At 63.7% G+C, this 21,799-nt stretch carries 21 protein-coding genes; 10 read left to right on the plus strand and 11 right to left on the minus strand.

The genetic code is table 11. From position 1 onward, the window contains the following. Positions 1-24: 24 nt before the first annotated feature. The 8 genes from ACZ5WW_RS00060 to ACZ5WW_RS00095 all read right to left on the minus strand — a co-directional run bounded on the left by ACZ5WW_RS00060 (position 25) and on the right by ACZ5WW_RS00095 (position 6,554). Positions 25-993, minus strand: a complete 969-nt coding sequence (locus tag ACZ5WW_RS00060) for a CNNM domain-containing protein (RefSeq protein ID WP_377171372.1) — start codon at positions 991-993, stop codon at positions 25-27. Between the two features lie 18 nt (positions 994-1,011). Continuing rightward, complete coding sequence (locus ACZ5WW_RS00065; protein WP_377171370.1) at positions 1,012-1,773, minus strand: ABC transporter permease; 762 nt, start codon at positions 1,771-1,773, stop codon at positions 1,012-1,014. Beyond that, positions 1,770-2,570, minus strand: coding sequence for an ABC transporter ATP-binding protein (locus ACZ5WW_RS00070; protein ID WP_377171368.1), 801 nt, complete (start codon positions 2,568-2,570; stop codon positions 1,770-1,772). The genes ACZ5WW_RS00065 and ACZ5WW_RS00070 overlap by 4 nt, the downstream gene beginning before the upstream one ends. A gap of 42 nt (positions 2,571-2,612) precedes the next feature. Continuing rightward, a complete protein-coding gene (locus ACZ5WW_RS00075; RefSeq protein ID WP_377171366.1) occupies positions 2,613-3,584 on the minus strand; it encodes an ABC transporter substrate-binding protein in 972 nt (323 codons plus the stop codon). A 27-nt stretch (positions 3,585-3,611) separates the two neighbouring features. Then, a complete protein-coding gene (locus ACZ5WW_RS00080) occupies positions 3,612-4,388 on the minus strand; it encodes a M14 family metallopeptidase (RefSeq protein WP_377171364.1) in 777 nt (258 codons plus the stop codon). A 35-nt stretch (positions 4,389-4,423) separates the two neighbouring features. Next, entirely contained in the window at positions 4,424-5,386 is a 963-nt protein-coding gene (gene cysK, locus ACZ5WW_RS00085; RefSeq protein WP_377171361.1) for a cysteine synthase A, read from the minus strand. Positions 5,387-5,436: 50 nt separating this feature from the next. Continuing rightward, the gene (locus ACZ5WW_RS00090) at positions 5,437-5,619 is read right to left on the minus strand and encodes a YezD family protein (RefSeq protein WP_377171359.1); all 183 of its coding nucleotides are present in this window, start codon (positions 5,617-5,619) and stop codon (positions 5,437-5,439) included. 389 nt (positions 5,620-6,008) lie between these two features. Next, entirely contained in the window at positions 6,009-6,554 is a 546-nt protein-coding gene (locus tag ACZ5WW_RS00095) for an RrF2 family transcriptional regulator (protein ID WP_377171357.1), read from the minus strand. Positions 6,555-6,713: 159 nt separating this feature from the next. On the opposite strand from ACZ5WW_RS00095, the gene ACZ5WW_RS00100 reads away from it, so the two are divergent. The 3 genes from ACZ5WW_RS00100 (at position 6,714) to ACZ5WW_RS00110 (ending at position 9,348) form a co-directional block, all read left to right on the plus strand. Further along, the gene (locus ACZ5WW_RS00100; RefSeq protein ID WP_377171354.1) at positions 6,714-7,769 is read left to right on the plus strand and encodes a peptidyl-prolyl cis-trans isomerase; all 1,056 of its coding nucleotides are present in this window, start codon (positions 6,714-6,716) and stop codon (positions 7,767-7,769) included. 109 nt (positions 7,770-7,878) lie between these two features. Next, positions 7,879-8,556 (plus strand): nuclease-related domain-containing protein, encoded by a 678-nt coding sequence (locus tag ACZ5WW_RS00105; RefSeq protein WP_377171352.1) that lies wholly within the window; start codon positions 7,879-7,881, stop codon positions 8,554-8,556. 567 nt (positions 8,557-9,123) lie between these two features. Next, positions 9,124-9,348, plus strand: a complete 225-nt coding sequence (locus ACZ5WW_RS00110; RefSeq protein WP_377171350.1) for a hypothetical protein — start codon at positions 9,124-9,126, stop codon at positions 9,346-9,348. An 87-nt stretch (positions 9,349-9,435) separates the two neighbouring features. On the opposite strand, the gene ACZ5WW_RS00115 is transcribed toward ACZ5WW_RS00110, so the two are convergent. Beyond that, positions 9,436-9,888: an SMI1/KNR4 family protein gene (locus tag ACZ5WW_RS00115; RefSeq protein ID WP_377171348.1), complete on the minus strand. Its 453-nt coding sequence runs from the start codon at positions 9,886-9,888 to the stop codon at positions 9,436-9,438. Between the two features lie 608 nt (positions 9,889-10,496). Between ACZ5WW_RS00115 and ACZ5WW_RS00120 the strand changes: the two genes are divergently transcribed. The 7 genes from ACZ5WW_RS00120 (at position 10,497) to ACZ5WW_RS00150 (ending at position 19,393) form a co-directional block, all read left to right on the plus strand. After that, on the plus strand, positions 10,497-12,557 hold the full coding sequence (locus ACZ5WW_RS00120) for a sodium-translocating pyrophosphatase (protein ID WP_377171346.1): 2,061 nt from the start codon (positions 10,497-10,499) through the stop codon (positions 12,555-12,557). A gap of 1,073 nt (positions 12,558-13,630) precedes the next feature. Further along, positions 13,631-14,971, plus strand: coding sequence for a hypothetical protein (locus tag ACZ5WW_RS00125; RefSeq protein ID WP_377171344.1), 1,341 nt, complete (start codon positions 13,631-13,633; stop codon positions 14,969-14,971). Further along, positions 14,955-16,349: a hypothetical protein gene (locus tag ACZ5WW_RS00130; RefSeq protein WP_377171342.1), complete on the plus strand. Its 1,395-nt coding sequence runs from the start codon at positions 14,955-14,957 to the stop codon at positions 16,347-16,349. The genes ACZ5WW_RS00125 and ACZ5WW_RS00130 overlap by 17 nt, the downstream gene beginning before the upstream one ends. Continuing rightward, entirely contained in the window at positions 16,333-17,214 is an 882-nt protein-coding gene (locus tag ACZ5WW_RS00135; RefSeq protein ID WP_377171340.1) for an energy transducer TonB, read from the plus strand. Before ACZ5WW_RS00130 ends, ACZ5WW_RS00135 begins: the two co-directional genes overlap by 17 nt. Before the next feature lie 25 nt (positions 17,215-17,239). Next, a complete protein-coding gene (locus ACZ5WW_RS00140; RefSeq protein ID WP_377171338.1) occupies positions 17,240-18,196 on the plus strand; it encodes an energy transducer TonB in 957 nt (318 codons plus the stop codon). Continuing rightward, a complete protein-coding gene (locus tag ACZ5WW_RS00145) occupies positions 18,180-18,923 on the plus strand; it encodes a MotA/TolQ/ExbB proton channel family protein (RefSeq protein ID WP_377171336.1) in 744 nt (247 codons plus the stop codon). The genes ACZ5WW_RS00140 and ACZ5WW_RS00145 overlap by 17 nt, the downstream gene beginning before the upstream one ends. A gap of 50 nt (positions 18,924-18,973) precedes the next feature. Next, entirely contained in the window at positions 18,974-19,393 is a 420-nt protein-coding gene (locus tag ACZ5WW_RS00150) for an ExbD/TolR family protein (protein WP_377171334.1), read from the plus strand. A gap of 725 nt (positions 19,394-20,118) precedes the next feature. Here the strand turns inward: ACZ5WW_RS00150 and ACZ5WW_RS00155 are convergent. Both ACZ5WW_RS00155 and ACZ5WW_RS00160 read right to left on the minus strand, forming a co-directional pair. After that, complete coding sequence (locus ACZ5WW_RS00155) at positions 20,119-20,547, minus strand: hypothetical protein (protein ID WP_377171332.1); 429 nt, start codon at positions 20,545-20,547, stop codon at positions 20,119-20,121. Positions 20,548-20,833: 286 nt separating this feature from the next. Then, positions 20,834-21,505: a hypothetical protein gene (locus ACZ5WW_RS00160; RefSeq protein WP_377171330.1), complete on the minus strand. Its 672-nt coding sequence runs from the start codon at positions 21,503-21,505 to the stop codon at positions 20,834-20,836. Between the last annotated feature and the right edge of the window lie 294 nt (positions 21,506-21,799).

The following is a 21,799-nucleotide window of genomic DNA, read 5'->3' on the forward strand; positions in this document are numbered from 1 at the left end:
CCGCAGGGAGGCGAGGGGGCGCGGCTAGACGCGCGCGCCCATGAGGACTTTCATGACGTCGTCCATGGTCACCCAGCCGGTCATTTGCCCGGAGGCGTCATCGACGAGGGAGGCGATCTCGTGCTGCTCGAGGAAGAGGGTCAGAAGCTGCGTGAGGGAGGCCATGCTGCTGATGTGGAGCACGGGGCGGATGAGGTGCGTCCAGGCGGCGCCGGGCTGGGAGAGATTGTGCTGGAAGAGCTCGCGTACGCGGATGTAGCCGGTGATGCGGTCTGCGCTGCCGGTGGGGCTGACGGGGTAGCTGCGGTGGAGCTTGGGGCCGAGGGCCCGGACGTTCTCGTGGAGGGTGAGGCGGGTGTCGAAGATTTTGACGGCGGAGCGTGGCACCATGGCGGTCTTGATGCGGCGTGCGCTGAGCGTGGCGGCATGGATCATGATGATCTCCTCATGGCTGTGGAGGAGCTGCTCTGCGCGCGCGGACTGCACGAGCGTGATGATGTCCATGATGTGGTCGCTCTGGCTGCGGTGGTCCCTGGAGCCCGCCTTGAGCCGCTCGCAGAATTTTTCCATGAGGAGGATGAGCGGGTGGCAGAGGAAGATCATCCAGGAGAGCGGGCGGATGAGGCGCGGGGCGTAGCGCGCGGGCTGGTGCACGCCGAGGATCTTGGGGGCCATCTCGCCGCCAAAGAGGACGGCGGCGCTCATGACGATGGAGAAGAGCCAGAGCCAGTCTGCGCCGTAGAGGCCGGTGAAGAGCGCGCCTGCGAGGGTGGCGAGTCCGGTGTTTGCCAGGGTGTTGAAGGCAAGGATGGCGGAGATGGGGTGCTCGATGCGGTTCTTCAGCGCGAGCCAGCGCGCGGCGTGGAGCACGCCTTTTTTCTCCTGCAGCCTCAGGTCCAGGGGATTGAGGCTGAGGAGGACGGCCTCCGTGAGGGAGCAGAAGAAGGAGACTCCCAGGCTGGCGGCGCAGGTGAGGAGGAAGAAGAGCGGCATGCGGGTGCGTGCGGCGGGCTAGGAGAGGCCCCAGCGCTTGCGCAGAAAGCGCTCCCAGGGGCTGAAGAGGGCCTTGTCCGCGAGGAAGCCGACGATGAGGATGACGAGCATGATGGCGGCCACCTGGTCCATGGCCTGGAGCTCGCGGCCATAATGCAGGAGGTGGCCGAGGCCGAAGCCGGTGAGGACGGTGACGTAGATCTCCGCGGCCATGAGGGAGCGCCAGGCGAAGGCCCAGCCCTGCTTCATGCCGCTGACGAGGTGGGGCAGGCTGGCGGGCAGCAGCACGTGCCACAGGAGGTGAAAGCCACTGGAGCCCATGGTGGTGGCGGCGCGGCGGTAGATGGGCGGGATCTGGCGGATGCCGTGGTCCGTGGCGAGCAGGACGGCCCAGAGCGTGCCCATGACGACGATGAAGAGCATGGCGGTCTCCGTCTGCCCAAACCAGAGCAGGGAGAGGGGCACCCAGCAGACGCTGGGCAGCGTCTGCAGGCCGAGGGCGAGCACGCCGAGGGTGTCTGCCGCAAAGCGGAAGCGCGCGGTGAGCAGCCCGAGGGGGATGCCGAGCAGCAGGCCGATGAGGTAGCCGATGCCGAGGCGCGTGAGGGTGACGAGGCCTGCGGCGAGGAGCGTGCCGTCCGCCAGGGAGGCGAGCAGGTACTGCCCGATGGAGAGCGGGGAGGGCACGAGCACGGGGGACCACCACCCGGCGCGGGAGGCGGCCTCCCAGAGGACGATGAGTACGGCGAAGAAGGCCAGGGGGCGCAGCACACGGGTCATGCGAGGGAGTGGGAGGAGTGTTTTTTGAGTTCGGTGGTGATGGCGCTGGCGATCTGGGCGACGGCGACGTCATTGATGTCGCGCTGACGCGGGAGCTTGACGACGTACTCGGCCTGGATGCGGCCGGGACGGGGGCTGAAGAGGAGGACGCGGTCTCCGAGGCAGACGGCCTCGCGCACGTTGTGGGTGACGAAGACGACGGTCTTGCAGCGCTTTTGCTGGATGTCCTGCAGGTCGGCGTAGAGCTGCTCGCGGGTCATGGCGTCGAGCGCGGCAAAGGGCTCGTCCATGAGGAGGACGCGGGGATTGGGGGCGAGGGCGCGTGCGAGGGCGACGCGCTGCTTCATGCCGCCGGAGAGCTCGTGGATGTTGGCATGGGCGAAGTTTTCCAGGCCTACCAGCTTCAGGTAGAACATGGCAAGCTGCTTGCGGTCATCATCGCTGAGGCCGGGCTTGAGGTTGAGGCCGAAGAGGACGTTGCTGATGACATCGAGCCAGGGGAAGAGGGCGTGCTCCTGAAACATGACCATGCGCTGGCGGCCGGGCCCGGTGACGGGCTGGCCGTCTGCGAGGATGGCGCCGGAGGTGGGGGACTCCAGGCCGGCGATGAGGTTGAGCAAAGTGCTTTTGCCGCAGCCGCTGGCGCCGAGGAGGCAGACAAACTCCCCCTCGGCCACCTGGAGATTGATGTCCTGCAGGGCGTGGACGGTCTGACGTGCTCCGTGATAGATCTTGGAGACGTTTTGCACCTGGAGCTTTGCGGGGGTGGGATTGCTGAGTTCGTCGGCCAGAGTCATTTCAGGAGGTGTACGGGGGGAGAGAGAAGGAGGGGGCGAGGATCAGAGTCTGGGAAGGAGGGCGTCGAGGGAGGGGATGTCGTGGAGGAAGCCGGCCTTCTTGGCGGAGTCCACCATGTGGTCGAGCGCCGCGCGTGAGACGTCCGGGGTGAGGACGACGCGGGGGAGCGAGCGGTCGAGGAGCGGGTCTCCGGGGGCCTTGGTGGTGAGCTCCTTGAGCTCTGCCTTGATGAGCTCGCGGGCCTCGGCGGGGTGCTCCTTGATCCAGGTGGTGAGCTCGGCATGGGCGGCGAGGAGCTTTTTGGCGAGCTCGGGGCGCTGGGTGACGAAGGCGGTGCTGGAGGCGAGGACGGTGACGAGGGTGTCATTGTCATCGACGAAGACTTTGCCGCCGGCTTCGAGCTCGAGGCGTGAGACCCAGGGCTCGACGGTCCAGACGGCGTCGATCTCTCCTTTGAGGAAGAGGGCGAGCTGGTCGGGGTTTTGCGTGGGCAGGACGGTGGCGTCTCCGCCGGTCTGGGTGACTTTGAGGCCGTTGTCAGAGAGCCAGGCGCGGAGCTGCACGTCCTGGGTGTTGCCGAGCTGCGGGGTGGCGATGCGCTTGCCTTTGAAGTCTGCGGGGGTGGCGATGCTGGCGGCAGGGCGCACGACGAGGGCATTGCCCCCGGTGGCGGCGCCGGCGAGGATGCGCAGCTCGGTGCCTTTGGACTTGGCGTAGGCATTGAGCGCGGGGCTGGGGCCGATGTAGGTGACGTCCAGCGCGCGGGCAAAGATGGCCTCGGTGGCGGAGGGGCCGGCATTGTACACGAACCACTCCACGGGCACGCCGAGGCGGGGCTCAAACCAGCCTTTGCCCTGGCGGCTGAGCTGGTGGGCCACGAGGCCCTGGACGTGGGTGATGTTGGGGAAGTGGCCGAAGCGCAGGGGGGCCTTGGGGTCTGCGGGGGGCTTTCCGCAGCTGGCGAGGGAGGCGGCGGAGAGGGTGCTGAGGCGGAGGAAGCGGCGTTTGTTCATGGCTGGGGGCGGGGTGGGGGAAGGGGATCAGAGATTGGGGGCGTAGGACTGGAGCTGGCGGTAGCGGGCGAGGATGGTTTTCACTGCGGCGAGGGTGGCGGCCACCTGCAGGGGCATGGGCGCGAGGGAGGGGGTCTCAAAGACGATCTCCAGGGCGGAGGCGGACTGCCCAGGCGGTGCGGTGAGCATGCCGAGGTAGCCTTCGCGGATGATGCCTTTGTCTGCGAGGAAGCCGTCGATGACGTGGGCGTCGTTGCGGGGGAGGATCTTGGAGGCGGCCTGCAGCGCGGGCTTGAGCAGGTGCTCGCTGAGGAAGGAGCCGCCGACGAAGCCGTAGACGCCGTCGCTGTCACTGTCTGAGTGCAGGGAGATGATGCCGTCGTATTTCTCACGGCGGAGCTCGCCTTCGAGGTACTGGATCTCGGGCTCGGTGGACTCATGCCAGAACTGGCGGTTGAGATCGACGCCGCTGCCGGAGTGGCGTGTGTGGGAGCGGCGGCCGGTGGGATTGCAGACGGGGTAGATGTGCAGCTCGTAGTCGTGCAGCTCCACGGGCTGCTCGGAGGCCCAGCGGATGAGGTCAAAGGCGGCGAGGGTGCCGGCCTCCTCGTCGCCATGGATGCCGGCGAAGATGGCGAACTTGAAGCCGTAGCCGGGGTTCAGGGGCTTGGAGATGATCTTGGGGATGAAGGTGCTGCGCTCGATCTCTGCGGCGGGCTCACGCAGCACAAAGTAGCGCCTGCGTGTGAGGGGCCGGGGAATGCTGTCTCCGGTGTAGGTGAGGGCGGACGGGATGGCGGACATGGGGAAATAAGAGTTTGTGGTGGGTCATGGTGTGGCTAGGAGCCGACTTTGGCGCGGGCCTCGTCTGCGAGGGCGGTGGAGAGGTAGCGCTCTCCGGTGCTGCAGCCGACGGTGACGATGAGCCTGCCGGCATTCTCCGGACGTGCGGCGACCTGGAGCGCGGCCCACACATTGGCGCCGGTGGAGATGCCGACGAGCAGGCCCTCCTCGCGGGCGAGGCGCTGGGCGGTGCGGATGGCGTCTTCATTGCTGACCTGGATGACGCCGTCGAGGATGCCGAGGTTGAGGTTCTTTGGCACGAAGCCGGCGCCGGTGCCCTGGATCTTGTGCGGGCCGGGGACGACGGGCTGGCCATTGAGCGTCTGGGTGATGACGGGGGAGGCGGCGGGCTCCACGGCGATGGCCTGGAGCGAGGGCTTGCGGGATTTGATGACCTCGCTGACGCCGGTGATGGTGCCGCCGGTGCCGACGGCGGCGACGAAGATGTCGATCTTCCCTTCGGTGTCCGCCCAGATTTCCTCGGCGGTGGTGCGGCGGTGGGCCTCGGGGTTGGCGGGGTTTTCAAACTGCTGGGGGATCCACGAGCCGGGCGTGGCGGCGTGGATCTCATGGGCGCGCTCGATGGCGCCTTTCATGCCCTTGGGGCCGGGGGTGAGCTCCAGCTCTGCGCCGAGGAGGGTGAGGAGGGTGCGGCGCTCCAGGCTCATGGTCTCGGGCATGGTGAGGATGAGGCGGTAGCCTTTGGCGGCGGCGACAAAGGCGAGGGCGATGCCGGTGTTTCCCGAGGTGGGCTCGATGATGGTGGTGCCGGGGGTGAGGCGGCCGTCCGCCTCCGCGGCCTCGATCATGGCGCGGCCGATGCGGTCCTTGACGCTGCCGAGGGGCTCCTTGAACTCGCCCTTGAGGGCGATGGTGGCGCCGAGGCCGACGGAGATGCGGTTCAGCCTGACGAGGGGCGTGCGCCCGATGGAGTCAACGATGTTTTGGTGGTAGGACATGGCAGGACGTGGTTTTAGGGTGGGGATGGGTGGCGGGGCGGAGGGCGGCGCTAGCGCTGCGGCCGGGGGGCGGGGAGGTCTGCGGCGAGGCGGGTTTTCTCAGTGCTCTCCACCTGGGTGACGCGGCCTTCATGGACGATGATCTGGACGGAGCCAAACCTGAGGGCGGAGACTTTCTGCCTCACGATCTCGATCCATGTCTCGACTTCGATTTCTGCGGGTTGGCTGGCCATGGGGATGAAGAGGGGCGGGAGGTTTGGGGGTGCGGCGGGGTGCCGGTGGCGTGGCAAATGGTATCACGGTAAATATACACTGCGCAAGTAGGAATAAAAAGTTTTTGAGCGGGAGTGTGCGATTTCACGCCTTGGCTCTAAATATACGCAAATTTAATATATACCTATCATGTAGGTAATGGGTTGCGACGGGCCTCGCGGGCTTTGGTTTGCCTGCTGCATTCCGGAAGTGCGCCCATGCCGGGAGGCGGCTCCCAGTGCGGGGTGGCGCCTTTGCCCGGAGGGCGCTGCAAGGCCGCCCGGCTGGTGCTGGGCGGCTGGGCGGGGGCGCGATGGCTGGCGCTGTGCTCCTGGCAGGCAGGGGGGGCTGCGCCTTTGCGCGGGGTGCGTCAGGGCTTGGACTCCAGCAGCACGGCGAGGAAGCCGTCTGAGGGGTCGGCGTGGCGGGCGCGGGTGCTGCCTTTTTCCCGGGCCTTTTTCTTTGGCTGGGTGGCGCACTGCTCCTGCTTGCGCAGGGTGACTTCGACGACGTTTTCCAGGGTGTAGCGGTCGAGGATGTTGGCGATGGCGTTGCGCACGTCGATCATGAGCATGCGGAGGCCGCAGTGGGTCTCGTCCGGGCAGGTGCACTTTTCATACTCGGTCTCGCTGGCGCAGCCGATGGGGGCGAGCTTGCCGTCGATGAGGCGGACGATCTCTCCCATCTTGATGGATTTCATGGGCTTGGCGAGGCGGGTGCCGCCGTACTTGCCGCGCTGGCTTTCCACGTAGCCGGCATTGCGGAGCTCGAAGAGGATGGCCTCAAGGAACTTGAAGGGGAGGTGCTCCTGCTCGGCGAGGGTGGAAACGGAAATGACGCCCTCATTCTGGCGCTCGGCGATGCCGAGCCGGATCATGGTGCGCAGTGCGTATTCGCCTCGTTTGGTCAGTCGCATATCTCTGCATAGGATATGCAGTCTCAAGCCCCATAGAGCAAGTAGGATTATGGGGCGGCGGGGGACAGGGGAGGGACGGGCGGCGGGGGAGTGAGGTTAGGACTAAGACCTATCCAGTGGGGCTCGACGGTGCGGCGGGGGGTGTGTTACGAATCTGACATGAAGCTGATCGCCACCCAGGGTCATCGTCGTCTGCCGAAGCGGTCTTTTGCCGGAGGGGCCCGATGGCGTGCGGGGGCGGGGCTGGCGATCCTGGTGCTGCTGCTGGCGACGGCGGGGGGCACGGCGCGTGCGCTGAACGGGGATGCACCGAAGGACAAGGCGACGGAGCGCGTGGTGGCCAAGGTGAACGGAATGCCCATCCTGGCCTCGGACCTGGAGATGATGGTACGGGCGCAGGTGCAGGGGCTGCAGGTGCAGTTTGCCAATGACCCGCAGCGGCTGGCGCATGAGCTGGCGGAGGTGCGGCAGCATGCGCTGGACGGGCTGATCGACTTTCAGCTGCTGGAGGATGAGTTTTTCCGGCTGGGCGGGATGATCAGCCAGGAGGACATCGACGAGGATGTGCGGCACGAGACGCAGGCGGCCTTCCGGGGAGACCGGGAGGCGCTGCTGGCGGAGCTGAGCACGCTGGGCATGACGTTTGACAAGTACCGGCAGCTGCGGGAGCGCATGATCATCGCGAGCGCGGTGCGCGAGAAGATCGCGAACAACGTGGAGGTGACGGAGGAGATGGTGCGCAGGTACTACGAGGAGAATGTGCAGCGCTGGCGGGGGCCGGAGTCTGTGCGGCTGCACACGCTGACGGTGCGGCGCACGGAGGAGAATGCGCGCGCTCTGGCGGAGGGGCTGCGCACGCGGCTGCTGAACGGGGGCGACTTTGCGGAGGTGGCGCGTGAGTACAGCAAGGACAGCCGCGCGGAGGAGGGCGGGGCATGGCCGTGGACGAGTCTGGCGGACATTTCTGAGCGGGTGGGCCAGGTGATCGGGCGCACGAAGGTGGGGATGCTGAGCGAGGTGATCGAGCAGCCGGACGCCTACATCGTGCTGCGGGTGGACGGCCGCCGCGAGTCCGGGGTGCGGCCGTATGAGAGCGTGAGCGAGGACGTGAGGGCGGCCCTGGTGGAAAAGCTGAGGCGCGAGCGCGTGGAAAACCGGCTGTGCCGCCTGCGCGAGGCGGCCTACATCCAGAAGATGGGCCTGGTGCACGGCTAGGCGCCGGGACAGGCCTGCTTCCGCTGCTGCTGGCGGCAACGACGATGGCAGGTGCGCAGCGCGCGCGTGGGGCTTGAGGCGGGGCGATTGCTGCGGAGAGTCGTGTGCGATGACCGACCCAAATGCTGTGTACCACACGCTCGTTAAGCCCGTGCTGCCGATCTTTCTGATGGCAGGCGGGATCTATGCTCTGCGCTTTTTTTTGCGGCGCTTCAGGGCCTCGGCCAAAGGAATGCTGGGGGAGGCGCTGGTGAATCAGGGTACTTTCCGCCTGCTGGACAAGGCGTTTTATCAGGGCTTCAGCGATCTGTATCTGCCGCGCCCGGACGGGGACGGGCTGACGCAGGTGGACCATGTGGTGGTGTCGCCGTTCGGGATCTTTGTGATCGAGACGAAGAACTACACGGGCTGGATCTACGGCTCTGAAAACCAGCCGAAGTGGACGCAGACTTTCAGCTCGGGAGGGAAGTGCTCGTTTCAAAATCCGATCTGGCAGAACAAGCTGCACATGGCGGCGCTGGCGAAGCTGCTGAACCTGCCGCTGGCGAAGTTTCGCCCGGTGATCTTTTTCATGGGCGGGAGCGCTTTTAAAACGGAGCTGCCGGAGTATGTGATCGACACCAGCCTGACGTCCTACATCGTGGACTTTGAGGAGGTGCTGCTGACACCGGAGGAGGTGGCGGCTGCGAAGGCTGCGCTGGTGGATCTGGTGAAGCGGACCAACAAGCGCGTGGCGAAGCGGGAGCTGGTGGAAGGGATAGAGAAGAGAGTGAAAAGGAGTGAGTGACAAGAGCCGCCCACATGGGGAAGGGGGGCTATCCAGCCAGCCCCGCTCATGCCACCGAATCAACTAAATGCCCGGCATTTTTTTCTGGCATACTTTTCCGCGCCATTGGTTGGCTTGTTGGTTCATTCTTTTCTTTATGGAAGAAACAACTTTATTATGAACTCAAAAAAAAGAGTGAACTGTTGCCATATTGTCATTAAGCCAAAACAAAGGATAATAAATAGCTATCACAATGGTTCCCGTAAGAGATTCCAAGTCTAGTATATTCAATATTGTTAAAATAATTATTAGGGAGAAGCTTAAAAAATATGCGGCTAAAATGTACAAAATTAGACCGAATGTATTTTTATTATTCTCAACTTCCATACCGATGGCTTAAGTTTATCGAGTCATTACTTTTTCAGCTTTTCTCGCGTGTCTTTCGACTTCGATTTGTGATGGTATTGGAAGCCCATTCATATTGGCTGTAGAATGATCTGGTCAATCAACTAAATGCCTGGCATCTTTTTTTGGCAGAGAGTCGAAGCCATGTTTGAATGCTGCATACCAGGGTTCCACCTGTCCCCCATGCTCGCCATGTCTCGCATGGGGATGCTATTGGTGCTGCTGCTCGTCACCTCGGTGCTATTGTATCTGGCCATTAAAGGCATTCGCAGCGGCAGAGTCCGCGGCCGCGGCGGCATCTACACCGAGGAAGAAAATTTTGTGATGTTCTGGATTACCATTGGCGTCTATTTCTTCCTCGCCGGTACGATGTTGGTCGGGCTACTGGTGGCGGTGTTTGCGCCTTGAGAGAGGGCTTGTTGGTCCAAAAAAACTAAATGACTGGCATTTTTCGGTGTCTTTTTTTTCAGGCATCTTTTTCCCCGTTGTTCTATTTCATTCCGAACTCTCGATCATCGTCAATATGGACTCAAACCATTGCCAGTAAGAGTCAGCTACAACTTCATGTTGATCCTCCACTGTAGCGTCATGAACCCACCTCACTATAGCGAATTCGGCACCGTCTCTGGGTTGTTGCAAATCAACACAGTCGTAATTGCCAAAGCCATCTGCCCGCAGCGGTAAAAGATGATGCGGAAGCGCTCGGTTTTTCCCTTTGAGTCTTACCACCATTTTTGAAACATTGAGATGCTCTGGGCCACCAAGGCCGATAAACTCCTCCGATTCAATTCCTCCGCAGCCGAAATTGGAAATGAATGCGCGATATTGCGACGGTAGCTTAAAGCCTAGTTCCGCTTCGGCTTGTCTGATGAGATCGTCAGACACAGTGCCGATTAGGTCTACATTTTCAAAGTTAGCGATACGTTTTTTTAATTCATCGATTTTCATTGCTGTCAAAAAAAGATGCCAGGCATTTGGCAGGGAAGCGTTGCAAAACATTGTTGGTCAGTGGTTTTTTAACTCTCTCGCGTGTTCACCTTGGCAGCGCGGAGCAGGCGGGAGTACAACCGGTTGCCATGCCTGCCAACTCCCATCCCCCAAGCATCACTGGTTCTCGGGGCGCATACCTCAACTCTCAAGCTTGACCGAAACAGCCAAATGCTTGGCGCCTTTTTAAGGAGCATCAACATCAGCAAAGCGAGATGGAGGAGCTGCGGCAGCTGAGGGGCTTTGCAGCTGAACCGGGGTGGGGAAGAGAAAGAGGCGGGGCAGGTCTCTCTTTTTTTGGGAGGAGGATGTTTGAGGATCAGGGCGTGGCTGATGGAAGAATGGAAAACTGCAAACTGGGAATGGAAAATGGGAGGGGGATTGCGGGCTTTTGTGTAAGGAGGGCGAGGGGGAGGGGCGGGAGGAGAAAATTGAGGGAAAAGAGAAAACTCTGAGCAAGTTCTTGCCAGTAATTTGCGACTAGCTAGAGTTCGCGGCTTTACCCGGTCCGGTTCCTACCAGACTGGGCGGTCGCTCCATCCCTTCATTCGTCCCTCTATTCTTCAATCATGGCTCCTTCATTCTTGTTGACCAATGGCATCACTCTGGCCATCGCCCTCGCTGTCGTGGGCTTGGTATTTGCGTTTATCCTGATCCGCCAGGTGGTGGGGTCTGATGCTGGGAATGAGAGGATGCATGTGATCGCGAGCGCGATCCAGCAGGGGGCGAAGGCTTACCTGAACCGGCAGATCGTCTCGGTGAGCCTGATCGCAGTGGTGATCCTGGCGGCGGTATGGTGGCTGCGCGGCGGACTGACGGCGGCGGGCTTTGTGGTGGGCGCGGTGTGCTCCCTGGCCGCTGGCTACATCGGCATGATGATCGCGGTGCGGGCGAATGTGCGCACGGCGCAGGCGGCCTCCGTGGGCAGCCATCCGGCGCTGAAGGTGGCCTTCAACGGCGGCGCGGTGACGGGCCTGCTGGTGGTGGCGCTGGGTCTTCTTTCTGTGGGTGTGTTTTACCTCATCGTGCGCGGCACGGGGGCGCATGCGAAGCACGCGATCGACTCGCTGGTGGGTCTGGCGCTGGGCAGCTCTCTGATCAGCGTGTTTGCACGTCTGGGCGGCGGTATTTATACGAAGGCGGCCGACGTGGGCGCTGACCTGGTGGGCAAGAACGAGCAGAATCTGAACGAGGACGATCCGCGCAATCCGGCCACTATCGCCGACAATGTGGGCGACAACGTGGGCGACTGCGCCGGCATGGCGGCGGACGTGTTTGAAACGTACGCGGTGAGCCTGATCGGCGGCGTGCTGGTGGGCCACCTGACGGTGGGCACGGAGGCAGCGGTGGTGTATCCGTTTGTGCTTTGCGGTCTGGCGATCATCGCGTCCCTGATCGGCATCGGCTGGGTGAACTTCATCAAGCAGGAGGCGACGACGTCGCTGGTGTGCGGGGTGGCGGTGTCTGGCATCGTGGCATCGGGCCTGTTCTGGTGGGCCACGGGCTCGATCTTCCCTGAGGGGCTCAAGATCGGCGAGGTGGCGGTGTCTCATGCGAACCTCTTTTACTGCGCGGTGGTGGGTCTGGTGATGACGCTGCTGGTGGTGTGGATCACGAACTACTACACGAGCACGCACTACGGCCCGGTGCGCAAGATCGCGAAGGCCTCGGAAACCGGCCACGCGACGAACATCATCGCGGGCATCAGCATCGGCAATCAGGCGACGCTGCTGCCGGTGCTGGCGATCGCGGCCTCGATCTGGTACTGCTATGATCTGGCAGGTCTGTATGGCATCGCGATTGCGGTGGTGTCCATGCTCTCCCTCTCGGGCATTGTGATTTCTCTGGATGCGTTTGGGCCGATCACGGACAACGCGGGCGGCATCGCTGTGATGTCCGGACTGCCGGAAGGTGTGCGCAAGATCACGGACGAGCTGGATGCCGTGGGCAACACGATGAAGGCGGTGACGAAGGGCTACGCGATCGCGAGCGCGGGTCTGGCGGCGATGGTGCTGTTTGGCTCGTATGTGGAGGACCTGCAGGCCTTCGTGGGGCACAAGGTGGCGTTTGACCTGATGGACCACAAGGTGGTGATCGGCATGTTCATCGGCGGGCTGCTGCCGTTCCTGTTCACGTCTTTCTGCATGAGCGCGGTGGGCAGCGCTGCGGGCTCTGTGGTGATGGAGGTGCGGCGCCAGATCACGGCGAAGCCGGGCATCCTGAACGGTACGGAGACTCCTGACTACGCGCAGTGCGTGGACATCGTGACGAAGGCGGCGCTGGGCCAGATGATCGTGCCGGCGCTGCTGCCGCTGATCTTTGTGATCGGCGTCTCGTATCTGGGCATGGAGGCGCTGGGCGGGGTGCTGATCGGCACGATCGTGACGGGCCTGTTTGTGGGCATCTCGATGACGAGCGCCGGTGGCGCCTGGGACAATGCCAAGAAGTACATCGAAGAAGGCAGCCACGGCGGCAAGGGCAGCTTTGCGCATCAGGCCGCAGTGACGGGCGACACGGTGGGCGATCCCTACAAGGACACCGCCGGTCCTGCCGTGAACCCGATGATCAAGGTGGTGAACATCCTGGCCATTCTCATCATTCCCATCGTCTTCAAGGCGGCGGCGAAATGAGGGTGAAGTGAAAAGTTAAAAGTGAAAAGGGCTTCCGGAGACGGGGGCCCTTTTTGTTTTTGGGGGGAGAGGGGAAGAGGGCGGTGGGGTGGGTGGGGAGGAGCTGGGGAGGGACTGCAAACTCCAAAATGGGAACTGAAAATTGTAAAATGCCGGAGGGTGGTGGGTGTGGCGGTGCGGGGGGGATGTGCGAGGGGGCTTTGGGGTGTGGGAATGCTGGAGGGGTTGGGTGTGGCGGGAGCGTGAGGGATCGGGACGATCCCTCTCCGCCGGAGGGCGTGGCGTGGATACCCGGTAAACGCTGGGCGGAGGGCTGGAGGAGTGGGATCATCTTGATCCCACCACGCTGCGCAAAGTCTGCGGTGTGGCGTGAGGGAAGCGGTGAACCAGACCCTGGCGCGGGTGGCTGTGGGTGTGGCGGGAGCGTGAGGGATCGGGACGATCCCTCTCCGCCGGAGGGCTGGGGAGGGGCGAAGGCGCTGGGACGGAGGGGGATCATCTTGATCCCCCCACACGGCGTGGGTTTGCGGATGCTTCTGGATGGCAGCGCGGACTTTGGTCCACAGCGCTCCGCTGACAGGCGGCGTTCTTCCATGGCGACAAGCGCGGTTCTGTTATGCCTGCGCTGGGACGATGCTTTTTCGTTCCGAGGGCCCGCGTGTTTTCGCAGTGTGCAGACCCGTCACGCACGCTGTGTGCAGGCGACCTGCTGCGGACTGAAGTCCGCGCTCCTGTGGCGCTGGGCGAAGCTCTGGCGTGGCGGGATCATCTTGATCCCACCACGCTCCGCAAGGCCTGCGGCATGGGGGATGAGCGGGGTGTGGAGAGAGGGGGGAAGGGCTTGGGGTTGGGAGGATGGGGAGGATGGGGAGGATGGGGAGGATGGGGAGGATGGGGAGGATGGGGAGGATGGGGAGGATGGGGTGGATGGGGTGGATGGGGTGGATGGGGTGGATGGGGCTCTGCCTTTTGACTTAGCCCTTTTGACTCTCAGGCCCGGTAAACAGCATTTGATTCTGAGGGGGGTGAGGGCACTATACGGGACATGGGGCTTTCCGCTTTTGCCCTGCTCTGTGACTGACATCTTTCCCATCGATAACCAACGCAGCAGCAATCTGCGCATTGCCATCACCGGCACGGTGGTGGTGCATGCGCTGCTGCTTCTGCTGCTGGCCTGGGTGATGGCGAGCGATGCGGCGCGCCGGCTGTGGCGGGAGGCGCATCAGCCGCCGAAGGTGGAGAAAAAAGAGGAGGAGGTGCTGCTTTTCCCGGACCAGTTTCTGCCGCCGCCGCCCGCCAAGCCGAAGCAGGAGCGCCTGGCCTACATGCGCACCACGCAGAACCAGGCGGCGGACAGCGCGCCGAAGAATGCGGCTTTCATTTCTGACCGAAACACGAATGCGGCGACGGTGAAGGCGCCCTCTCCGGACGCGACGATGCCGCTGCCGACGATGGACGGCAACAAGTTCAACATGCAGGAGATGGCGGACCGTGATTTCAAAAACGGGGACATCAAGGATGACGCGAGGCCAAAGACGCAGCCGCCGGAGGTGGCGATGCTGACGCCGCAGCCGCCCGCACCGCCGAGCCCGCAGACGCCGCCGTCCATCCTGAAACCGAAGGATGCTGCGCCGCCGCAGCCGCCGGTGCCGGAGACGGTGCAGGCCCCGGAGATGCTGAAGCCGCAGCCGGAGCCCGCGAAGAGCGAGGCGGAAAAGGCTGACAAGGAGCTGAAAATGGCGAAGGTGCTGCCTGACCAGACGCCGCTGACGAAGATGATGGAGGAGGCGGACAAGGAGCTGGCGAAGGTGGACAAGAACCTGCTGCCCATCGAGCTGATGAAGCCGGTGCCGATGGAGAAGACGCCGGACGCACCGCCGAGGACGAAGCCGACGCCCCAGAAGACGGCCACGGCGCAGGACATGCCGCCGCCGTCGCCGCAGGAAAAGCCCATCCTGAAGGCGCTGCCGGTGGTGGATGATGAGGTGGTGACGCGGACGACGCGGAACCAGGACCCGAACGCCTTCACGCCGCACACGCGCAGGTCGCAGACGAAGGGCACCATCAGCAACCGCGGGACGGAGGATTCGGTGGACGCGATGAAGACGCCGCTGGGGGTGTATGACCGCCAGGTACGCGGCCTGGTGGAGCGCAAGTGGCACATCTACCTGAAGCTGCGCCAGGACGGCCTGACGTATGCGCGGCTGAAGCTGCTGTTTTATGTGAGCCCGAAGGGCAAGGTGGAAGGGCTGCGCGTCATCGATGACAAGGAGTCCAACCCCATCCTGACGGAGGTGACGGTGCGGGCGATCCAGGATGCGGAGATCCCGCCCATCCCTGCGGATGTGCTGCCGCTGCTGCCAGCCGAGGACGGCGGGCGCTACAAGATGGAGTACGATGTGCTCATCTACTGAGATGCCGGGCCGCGAGGCATGGCCTGTGATCTGCCGCAGCCAGGGGGCGCAGGCTGGCGGTGCTGTGAAGATGCGGGCTGTGATGCAGCGGCTGGCGCTTGCGCTGGTGGTGCTCGCTGCGGGGCTGCTTGGACTGTGCGCGACGCCGCTGATGGCGGCGGATGCCGGACTGACGGCGACTGAGCACTACCGGAGGCAGGTGGTCGGGCTGATGGAGAAGACGTGGTACGAGTATCGCAGCCAGCGCACGGAGGGCGTGGGCCCGGGATGGCTGATGGCTGCCTTTGACGTGAACAGGCAGGGCCAGGTGCAAAACGCCCGGGCGGCTGAGAGCATCGGCGCCAGTCTGGCTCTCACGGGGCTGACGCTGCGGGCCATCCGCGAGACGGTGCTGCCGCCGATGCCTGAGGAGGTGGCCTCCGCCCTGCGGGGAGAGGATGGCGGGCGGCTGCAGGTGGCCTGCGTGGCCGTTGTTTCACCGATCAATCCGGCCATGGGGGTGAGGCCTGACGGCAGCGTTGTTCCTGGCCTGGCCAGGGAGGGCCTGCACCTGTGCGAGCTCAAGGATCTGCCCGCCTCTCCCGGCAATGCCGCCGCCGTGAAGGCGGGTGCGGCAGACGGGAAAGCGGCGCTGCCGCCCCCGAGGGCGCGGCTGGTGGAGGAGGAAAGCACGCCGAGGATGCTCTACGTGCAGCAGGTGAGAGACGCGGTGGACAGGGAGTGGCAGCTGCATGCCAGGCAGGCGGGCACCCCGCCGGGGCTGGTGAATGTGGTCTTTTACCTCAATCCCAAGGGCGGAGTGGAAAACATGCGTGCGGCAGCGGAGGGCCGCCCCCAGCCGGTGCTGACGGATCTCGCGCTGCGTGCGATCCACGACGCGGACATCCCGCCGATGCCGCCGGAGGTCGCCTCCTCCCTGCGTGCCGAGGAGGGCGGGCGCATGAAGCTCACCTTTGGCATCGAGGCGAGGCCCGACACCGGTCCGCTGACCCAGATGATGGATGAGGCGGACAAGGAGCTGGCGAAGAGGGATGAAAAGGCCCGGCCGCAGGCGCGGAAGGTGGATGGCTCGCCCAAGGGGCGCTACACCCGGCTGGTGATCCAGGCGGTGGAAAAGAAATGGCACAGCTACCTCCGACTGAGGCGGCATGAGGTGAAGGAAGGCGGGCTGGAGCTCGTCTTTTACGTGAACAGGAAGGGCGCAGTGGAAAGCCTGAAGGTGGTGAATGACAAGGAGTCCACCCAGGCGCTGACTGAATTAACCTTGCGGGCGGTCAAAGATGCTGAGATACCAGCCATGCCTGCGGATGTGATCCCGCTGCTGCCGAAAGAGGACAAGGGACGTCTGAAAATCGAATTCAATGTGCTGCTTTACTAAACTGAATGGCTGGGGTGTGATGGTGCTGATGGCGGGCCTGCTTTGTGCCTGCAGCGCGCCGGATAAGGGCGGGGTGGCGGGGCTGAAGATACCGCCCAAGGCGCGCTACACGCTCAAGGTTTCCGAACTGGTGGACAAGCAGTGGCGGCATGACCTGGCGCAGACGCAGGGACGGCCGTATGCGGCCTTTGGCGGGATGGAGATGGGCTACTGGGTGAACAAGAAGGGCAAGGTGGAGCGGATGCGCGTGGTGGGTGCCAAAGGGGCCAGCCCCGACCTGCTCAGTCTGACAGAGGGTGCGATCCAAAAGGTGAAGCTGCCGCGCATGCCTGCGGAGGTGGCCCGCGCACTCACGGCCAAGGAGGAGGGCTGTCTGCGGCTGGTGTACAAGGCCTACATCCCGCCGCCGGGCAAAAGCGGCCTGCCAGTGGCGGGGCTGACCGCGGCAGAGCGCGCCGCGCTGGAGACGCGGGTGGCGTGGAACAAAGCACATGTGACGAACCATGTGGGATTTGTCCCCTACACAGAGGCCGAGAAGATCACGGGCTTGAAGAAAGAGACGCCGACAAGCCGCTACGGCAAGCTGGTGGTGGGGCGTGTGGAAAGGCAGTGGACCCTGTACCTGCTGCAGTCGCAGGCCAGGGCGTCGGGGCAACTGGATGCCGTCTTTTACGTCAACGCCCAGGGCAAGGTGGAGGGGCTGGAAGTCATCACCCAAAAAGGCTGCGACCCGGCACTGAAGGAGCTGACGCTGCGGGCGGTCCGCGATGCGGAAATCCCGCCCATGCCGGCGGAGGTGCGCCGCGCGCTCTCCGGGGCTAACAACGGACGTTTGAAAGTCATCTATACTGGGCGCAACCGCTGATTTCCCTCTGACCATGAGCTTTCCGATGAGCCGAAGGATCGTGAACGCCCTGTGGGCGGCGCTGGTGGTGTGCCTGCTGGCTGCGTGCAGTGCGCCGACGAAGGAGGAGGTGGAGGCGAAGAAGAAATGGAGAGAAGGTCTGGAGTGGTACCTCAATGAGGTCTATGGACTGACGCAAAAAAGCTGGGCAAACGAGCTGAAGCAGAGGCCGAACAGCCAGGCTCACGGGTATGTGAGAGTGAACATAGCTCTCCGTCCGGACGGCAGGCTTGAGCAGATCCACGTCAAAAACAACCAGGACACCGACCCTGTGCTCACGAAGTTTACCGTGAAGGCGATCCAGGCGATCAAGTTTCCGGCGATGCCTGCGGAGATCCTGCCGTGGGTGAACGAGTACCAGGACGGGCACCTGATATTTCCGGTCATGTTTAGAGCGGGCGATCAGGGCAGGGCAGGTGCTGCCGCCAATCGCGAGAAGCTGAGCGATGCGGAGGTGAGGAAGCTGATGGAAAAGCGCTGGGGCATGTGGATGGAGAAGGGGCGCAGGAAAACCAGCCCCATGAAAGATGAGGAGATCAACGTGAGCCTGACGGCCCAGGAGAGCGGCGCGAGGCAGACGCAGCCGCCTGCGAAGGCGGACGCCGGCAAAAAGACGACGGTGAAACTGACGCAGACGCCGAAGGAGCGCTACATCGCGAGGGTCAGACAGGCGGTGGAAACAAAGTGGCAGCAGTACCGCAGGATGGAGCTGGCGGGGGTCACCTACGGGAGCCTGAAGGTGGAGTTTTACGTGAACAAGAAGGGCGGGGTGGAGGATGTGCGGGTGGTGGATGACACACAATCGTACCGGGAACTCACGTTATTTACCTTGCGGGCGATCAAGGATGCGGAAATACCTGCGATGCCTGCGGATGTGATCCCCTTCCTCCCGACGAAGGATCCTGAGCGGCTGAAAATCGACTACCATGTGCTTATTTACTGATCTCCTCGCCACCGCCACGCCGATGCTCGCAGCCGCTGCTGAGGCGGCGGCGCCTGCTGCTGAAAAGGCCACGCCTTCGGGGCTGCAGCTTGTGTATGAATTTCTGGCCACAGGGGGCTTTGTGATGGGGCTGATCGTGCTGTGCTCGATGAGCGCCATCGGGGCCTCGATCCTGGCATGGCTGCAACTGCGGGAGCAGGTGATCATGCCGGGCGCGGTGGTGAGCCAGCTGCGGGCCATCCCGAGCTATGCGCTGAAGGGGGACATCCGGCCGCTGCAGGAGTTTCTCTCCCATGACGGGTCGATGCTCTCGCGCCTGGGGAGCATGGCGATCAGCGGTGCCTTTACGAGCAAGCAGGAGTGCCATGATGCGTGCGCGATCAAGGCGCGCGAGGAGATCCACCGGCTGGAGAGCGGCATCCCGCTGCTGGAGGTGATGGTGACGGTGGCGCCGCTGCTGGGGCTGCTGGGGACGACGGCGGGCCTGGTGGGGATGTTTTCGGCGTTTGGCAGCGGTGACGGGCCGGACACGGCGGTGATCGCGCATGAGATCGGGGTGGCGCTGCGCTGCACGATCGCGGGGCTGTTTGTGGCGGTGCCGTCGGTGCTGGCGCACACGTACTTCACGCGGCGGCTGGATGCGCTGGCGGTGAAGGTGGAGTCGATCATGCAGGAGACGATCCAGCATTTCTACCAGCACTTTGAGGTGCAGCGCCCGGCGGCGTGAGTGCGCGAGTGTGATGAACTTCTGAACCCCACCTGCTGCACGCCATGGCCATGAACCTCCGCCCTAAGCGCCGCCCGGTGCCGATGATCCCCATCGTGTCGCTGATCGACATCATGGTGATCCTGCTGATCTTCTTTGTGGCGACGACGACGTTCAAGAAGGACAAGACGCAGGTGAAGATCACGCTGCCGGAGTCGAAGAGCCTGGGAGGAGAGGCGGCGGTGCCGGAGGTGCGCGTGGCGATCAGCATCGACGACAAGCAGCAGGTGTTTCTGGACGGGCAGCCGGTGGAGCTGGAGCAGCTGGCGCAGATGATCAAGGCGCTGAAGGAGGCGAAGCCGGGGACGAAGCTGGAACTGCAGGCGGACACGACGGCGGCGCTGGGCAAGCTGGTGAAGGTGTGGGACGCGCTGCGTGAGGCGGGGTACAGCATCAATGATGTGCCGGCGCGGATTCAGCGGGCGCAGTGAGGGGACTGGGGGGGGCTGGCGGTGGCTGTTGGTGGTTCTTGGTTCTTGGTTCTTGGTTCTTGGTGGGCTGTGGGTGTGGCGGGAGCGTGAGGGATCGGGACGATCCCTCTCCGCCGGAGGGCTGGGCGTGGCGTGAGTGCCTGGTAAAGGCGGGGCGGAGTCTCTGGAGGAGTGGGATCATCTTGATCCCACCACGCTGCGCAAAGTCTGCGGTGTGGCGTGAGGGAAGCGGTGAGCCAGACCTGGCGCGGGGGCGGTGGGTGTAGAGGGGGCGTGAGGGATCGGGACGATCCCTCTCCGCCGGAGGGCGGGGGCGTGGCGTGAGTGCCCGGTAAACGCGGGGCGGAGGCTCTGGAGGAGTGGGATCATCTTGATTTACACGCATGGGGTTGGTTTGGGGATGTGTCTGGACGGGGGCGCGGACTTTAGTCCGCAGCGCTCCGCTGAGATGCGGAGTCCTTCCCGGGCAACAAGCGCGTTTGTGTTTGTGCCTGCGCTGGGACGATGCTTTTTCGTTCCGAGGGTCCGTGTGTTTTCGCAGGGTGCAGACCATTCACGCACGCTGTGTGCAGGCGACGTGCTGCGGACTAAAGTCCGTGCTCCTGGTGCGCTGGGCGGTGGTGGGGTGTGGTATGAAGTGGTAAGCGGAGGTGGACAAAAAAACGCCCCTCTTGTTTGAGAGGGGCGTGGGATGACGGGGGCTTGAGCGGCGTGTCTGGAAGTGCTCAGCGGCTTTTGGTTTTGACCTTGGTGTACTTCACGTAGGGCTCGAATTTGTACACGGTGGGCATGAGGATGCCGCGCTTTTTGAAGATGGAGGTTTTGTTTTCGTCCACTTCAAAGCCGGGGTGGCCGGTCCAGATCCATTCCCAGCCTTCGTTGGCGATGAAGAGGCCGCCGCGCTCGTGGCCTTTGCGCATGATGCCGGCGGTGGTCTTGAGGCGCTCGGGGGCGACGTAGTAGATGCCTTTGGCGGACTGGGCTTCGGGCTGGTAGATGCCGGCGGGGAGGGTGTACTTGCCGTCGGGGTGGGTGCATTCGACGGCCTGGGCCAGTTTGATGGCGGGGGTGCCGGGGGGGCAGCGTTCGAGGTCTCTCTGGGCGCAGGAGGCGAGGAGGGCGGAGAGCAGGAGACCGGTGAGGAGGTGTTTCATGGAGTGGGAGGAAGAGGGAAGGATGCGCCTGTGATGGCCCGGGGCTGTGCCCGAGGTGCGGGCACTAAACACAGGATGTCGTGCGTGTGGTAGCGGAATGTGGTGACGATGAGGTTTGATGTGTGTGTGCGCGGTGGAAATGCAGCGGCGGGTGCGCGGGGGCTGTGTGGACTGAGCCCGGGGGACCTGTGTTTTTTTAACAGGCCGTGGTATCTCGCGCGGTGTGGCGGGGGCTGCAAGCTGACTCTCAGCTGCAGCGTGCGGGGAGGCGGAGCGCGGCGCTGCCTCAGTAGGTGCGCACGATGATGGGCCGGTGCACGTAGGGGACATGGACGTGGGGGACGTGCACATGCGGGACATGGACATGCGGGGCGTACACGTGGGGCACATGGAAATAGTACGGACGGTAGTAGCAGCTGCTGCCGTAATTCCGGTAGTAGTGGTAGTTCCGGTAGTAGCCGCCTGACCGGTAGGTGGTGGCGTAGCGGCTGGAGAGGTAGCGGTTTTGCGGGTAGGTGGGGACGACGATCTGCGTGGTGGGCTGGGGTGGCGGCGGGCTGCTGAAGGCGTAGATGCGCATCTCTGCCTGACGGCGCTCCTCCTGCTGGCGCATGAGGATGAATTTTTCACGCTCGAGGGCGAGCTTTTCCACATCGATGCTGGCGGCGCGGTCTGCCTCGGCCCTGGCGGCGACTTCGGGGCTCTGGAGGCGCTGGGGCCTCAAGCTGGCCTTGTCCTCGGGGGTGGCGATGTTGAGGCGGACGCGGGTGGCGGGGTCGAGCTGGGCGACCAGGATCCAGCTGCCGCGGTAGTTGTCCTTGTCGGAGGTGGTATAGACGCGGGTGCCGTCGCTGCTGAACTTGTGGATGGTGCCGCGGTGGGGCTGGCCATTGACAAGCCATTGGTCCGCCCTGGCTGCGGTGGTGAGCAGCAGCAGGGAGAATAGGAGCGTCTTCATGGGGTCAAGGTGCGCAGGATTTGGCGCGGGGCAAGGAGGGAATGAGACTAGGGCTGGGTAAAAAGGATGCGGACTGGCGGGCGCGGCATGGGGCGTGGGCGGGTGGGTTTTCCAGGTGGGCGGGGCGGCGGGGGCGCGGGGAGGTGGCAGAGCCGGGCTGTGCGGGTGCGGGCTGCACTGGCGCGCATGTTTTCCCGAGGCCGGAGGCGGACCGGGGCGGGGTGTGTGCTGTATGGTCATATGATGTGGTAGTGGCTGAGCCGTGTTTGAGAGCCTGGGCCTTGCAGGGCTGGT

The sequence above is a fragment of the Prosthecobacter fluviatilis genome (assembly GCF_055388355.1).

Excerpts from the sequence above, each read along its gene's own strand:
- ACZ5WW_RS00060 (WP_377171372.1), bottom strand. The coding sequence starts at position 993 with ATGCCGCTCTTCTTCCTCCTCACCTGCGCCGCCAGCCTGGGAGTCTCC.
- ACZ5WW_RS00065 (WP_377171370.1), bottom strand. The coding sequence starts at position 1,773 with ATGACCCGTGTGCTGCGCCCCCTGGCCTTCTTCGCCGTACTCATCGTC.
- ACZ5WW_RS00070 (WP_377171368.1), bottom strand. The coding sequence starts at position 2,570 with ATGACTCTGGCCGACGAACTCAGCAATCCCACCCCCGCAAAGCTCCAG.
- ACZ5WW_RS00075 (WP_377171366.1), bottom strand. The coding sequence starts at position 3,584 with ATGAACAAACGCCGCTTCCTCCGCCTCAGCACCCTCTCCGCCGCCTCC.
- ACZ5WW_RS00080 (WP_377171364.1), bottom strand. The coding sequence starts at position 4,388 with ATGTCCGCCATCCCGTCCGCCCTCACCTACACCGGAGACAGCATTCCC.
- cysK (WP_377171361.1), bottom strand. The coding sequence starts at position 5,386 with ATGTCCTACCACCAAAACATCGTTGACTCCATCGGGCGCACGCCCCTC.
- ACZ5WW_RS00090 (WP_377171359.1), bottom strand. The coding sequence starts at position 5,619 with ATGGCCAGCCAACCCGCAGAAATCGAAGTCGAGACATGGATCGAGATC.
- ACZ5WW_RS00095 (WP_377171357.1), bottom strand. The coding sequence starts at position 6,554 with ATGCGACTGACCAAACGAGGCGAATACGCACTGCGCACCATGATCCGG.
- ACZ5WW_RS00100 (WP_377171354.1), top strand. The coding sequence starts at position 6,714 with ATGAAGCTGATCGCCACCCAGGGTCATCGTCGTCTGCCGAAGCGGTCT.
- ACZ5WW_RS00105 (WP_377171352.1), top strand. The coding sequence starts at position 7,879 with ATGACCGACCCAAATGCTGTGTACCACACGCTCGTTAAGCCCGTGCTG.
- ACZ5WW_RS00110 (WP_377171350.1), top strand. The coding sequence starts at position 9,124 with ATGCTCGCCATGTCTCGCATGGGGATGCTATTGGTGCTGCTGCTCGTC.
- ACZ5WW_RS00115 (WP_377171348.1), bottom strand. The coding sequence starts at position 9,888 with ATGAAAATCGATGAATTAAAAAAACGTATCGCTAACTTTGAAAATGTA.
- ACZ5WW_RS00120 (WP_377171346.1), top strand. The coding sequence starts at position 10,497 with ATGGCTCCTTCATTCTTGTTGACCAATGGCATCACTCTGGCCATCGCC.
- ACZ5WW_RS00130 (WP_377171342.1), top strand. The coding sequence starts at position 14,955 with ATGTGCTCATCTACTGAGATGCCGGGCCGCGAGGCATGGCCTGTGATC.
- ACZ5WW_RS00135 (WP_377171340.1), top strand. The coding sequence starts at position 16,333 with ATGTGCTGCTTTACTAAACTGAATGGCTGGGGTGTGATGGTGCTGATG.
- ACZ5WW_RS00140 (WP_377171338.1), top strand. The coding sequence starts at position 17,240 with ATGAGCCGAAGGATCGTGAACGCCCTGTGGGCGGCGCTGGTGGTGTGC.
- ACZ5WW_RS00145 (WP_377171336.1), top strand. The coding sequence starts at position 18,180 with ATGTGCTTATTTACTGATCTCCTCGCCACCGCCACGCCGATGCTCGCA.
- ACZ5WW_RS00150 (WP_377171334.1), top strand. The coding sequence starts at position 18,974 with ATGAACCTCCGCCCTAAGCGCCGCCCGGTGCCGATGATCCCCATCGTG.
- ACZ5WW_RS00155 (WP_377171332.1), bottom strand. The coding sequence starts at position 20,547 with ATGAAACACCTCCTCACCGGTCTCCTGCTCTCCGCCCTCCTCGCCTCC.
- ACZ5WW_RS00160 (WP_377171330.1), bottom strand. The coding sequence starts at position 21,505 with ATGAAGACGCTCCTATTCTCCCTGCTGCTGCTCACCACCGCAGCCAGG.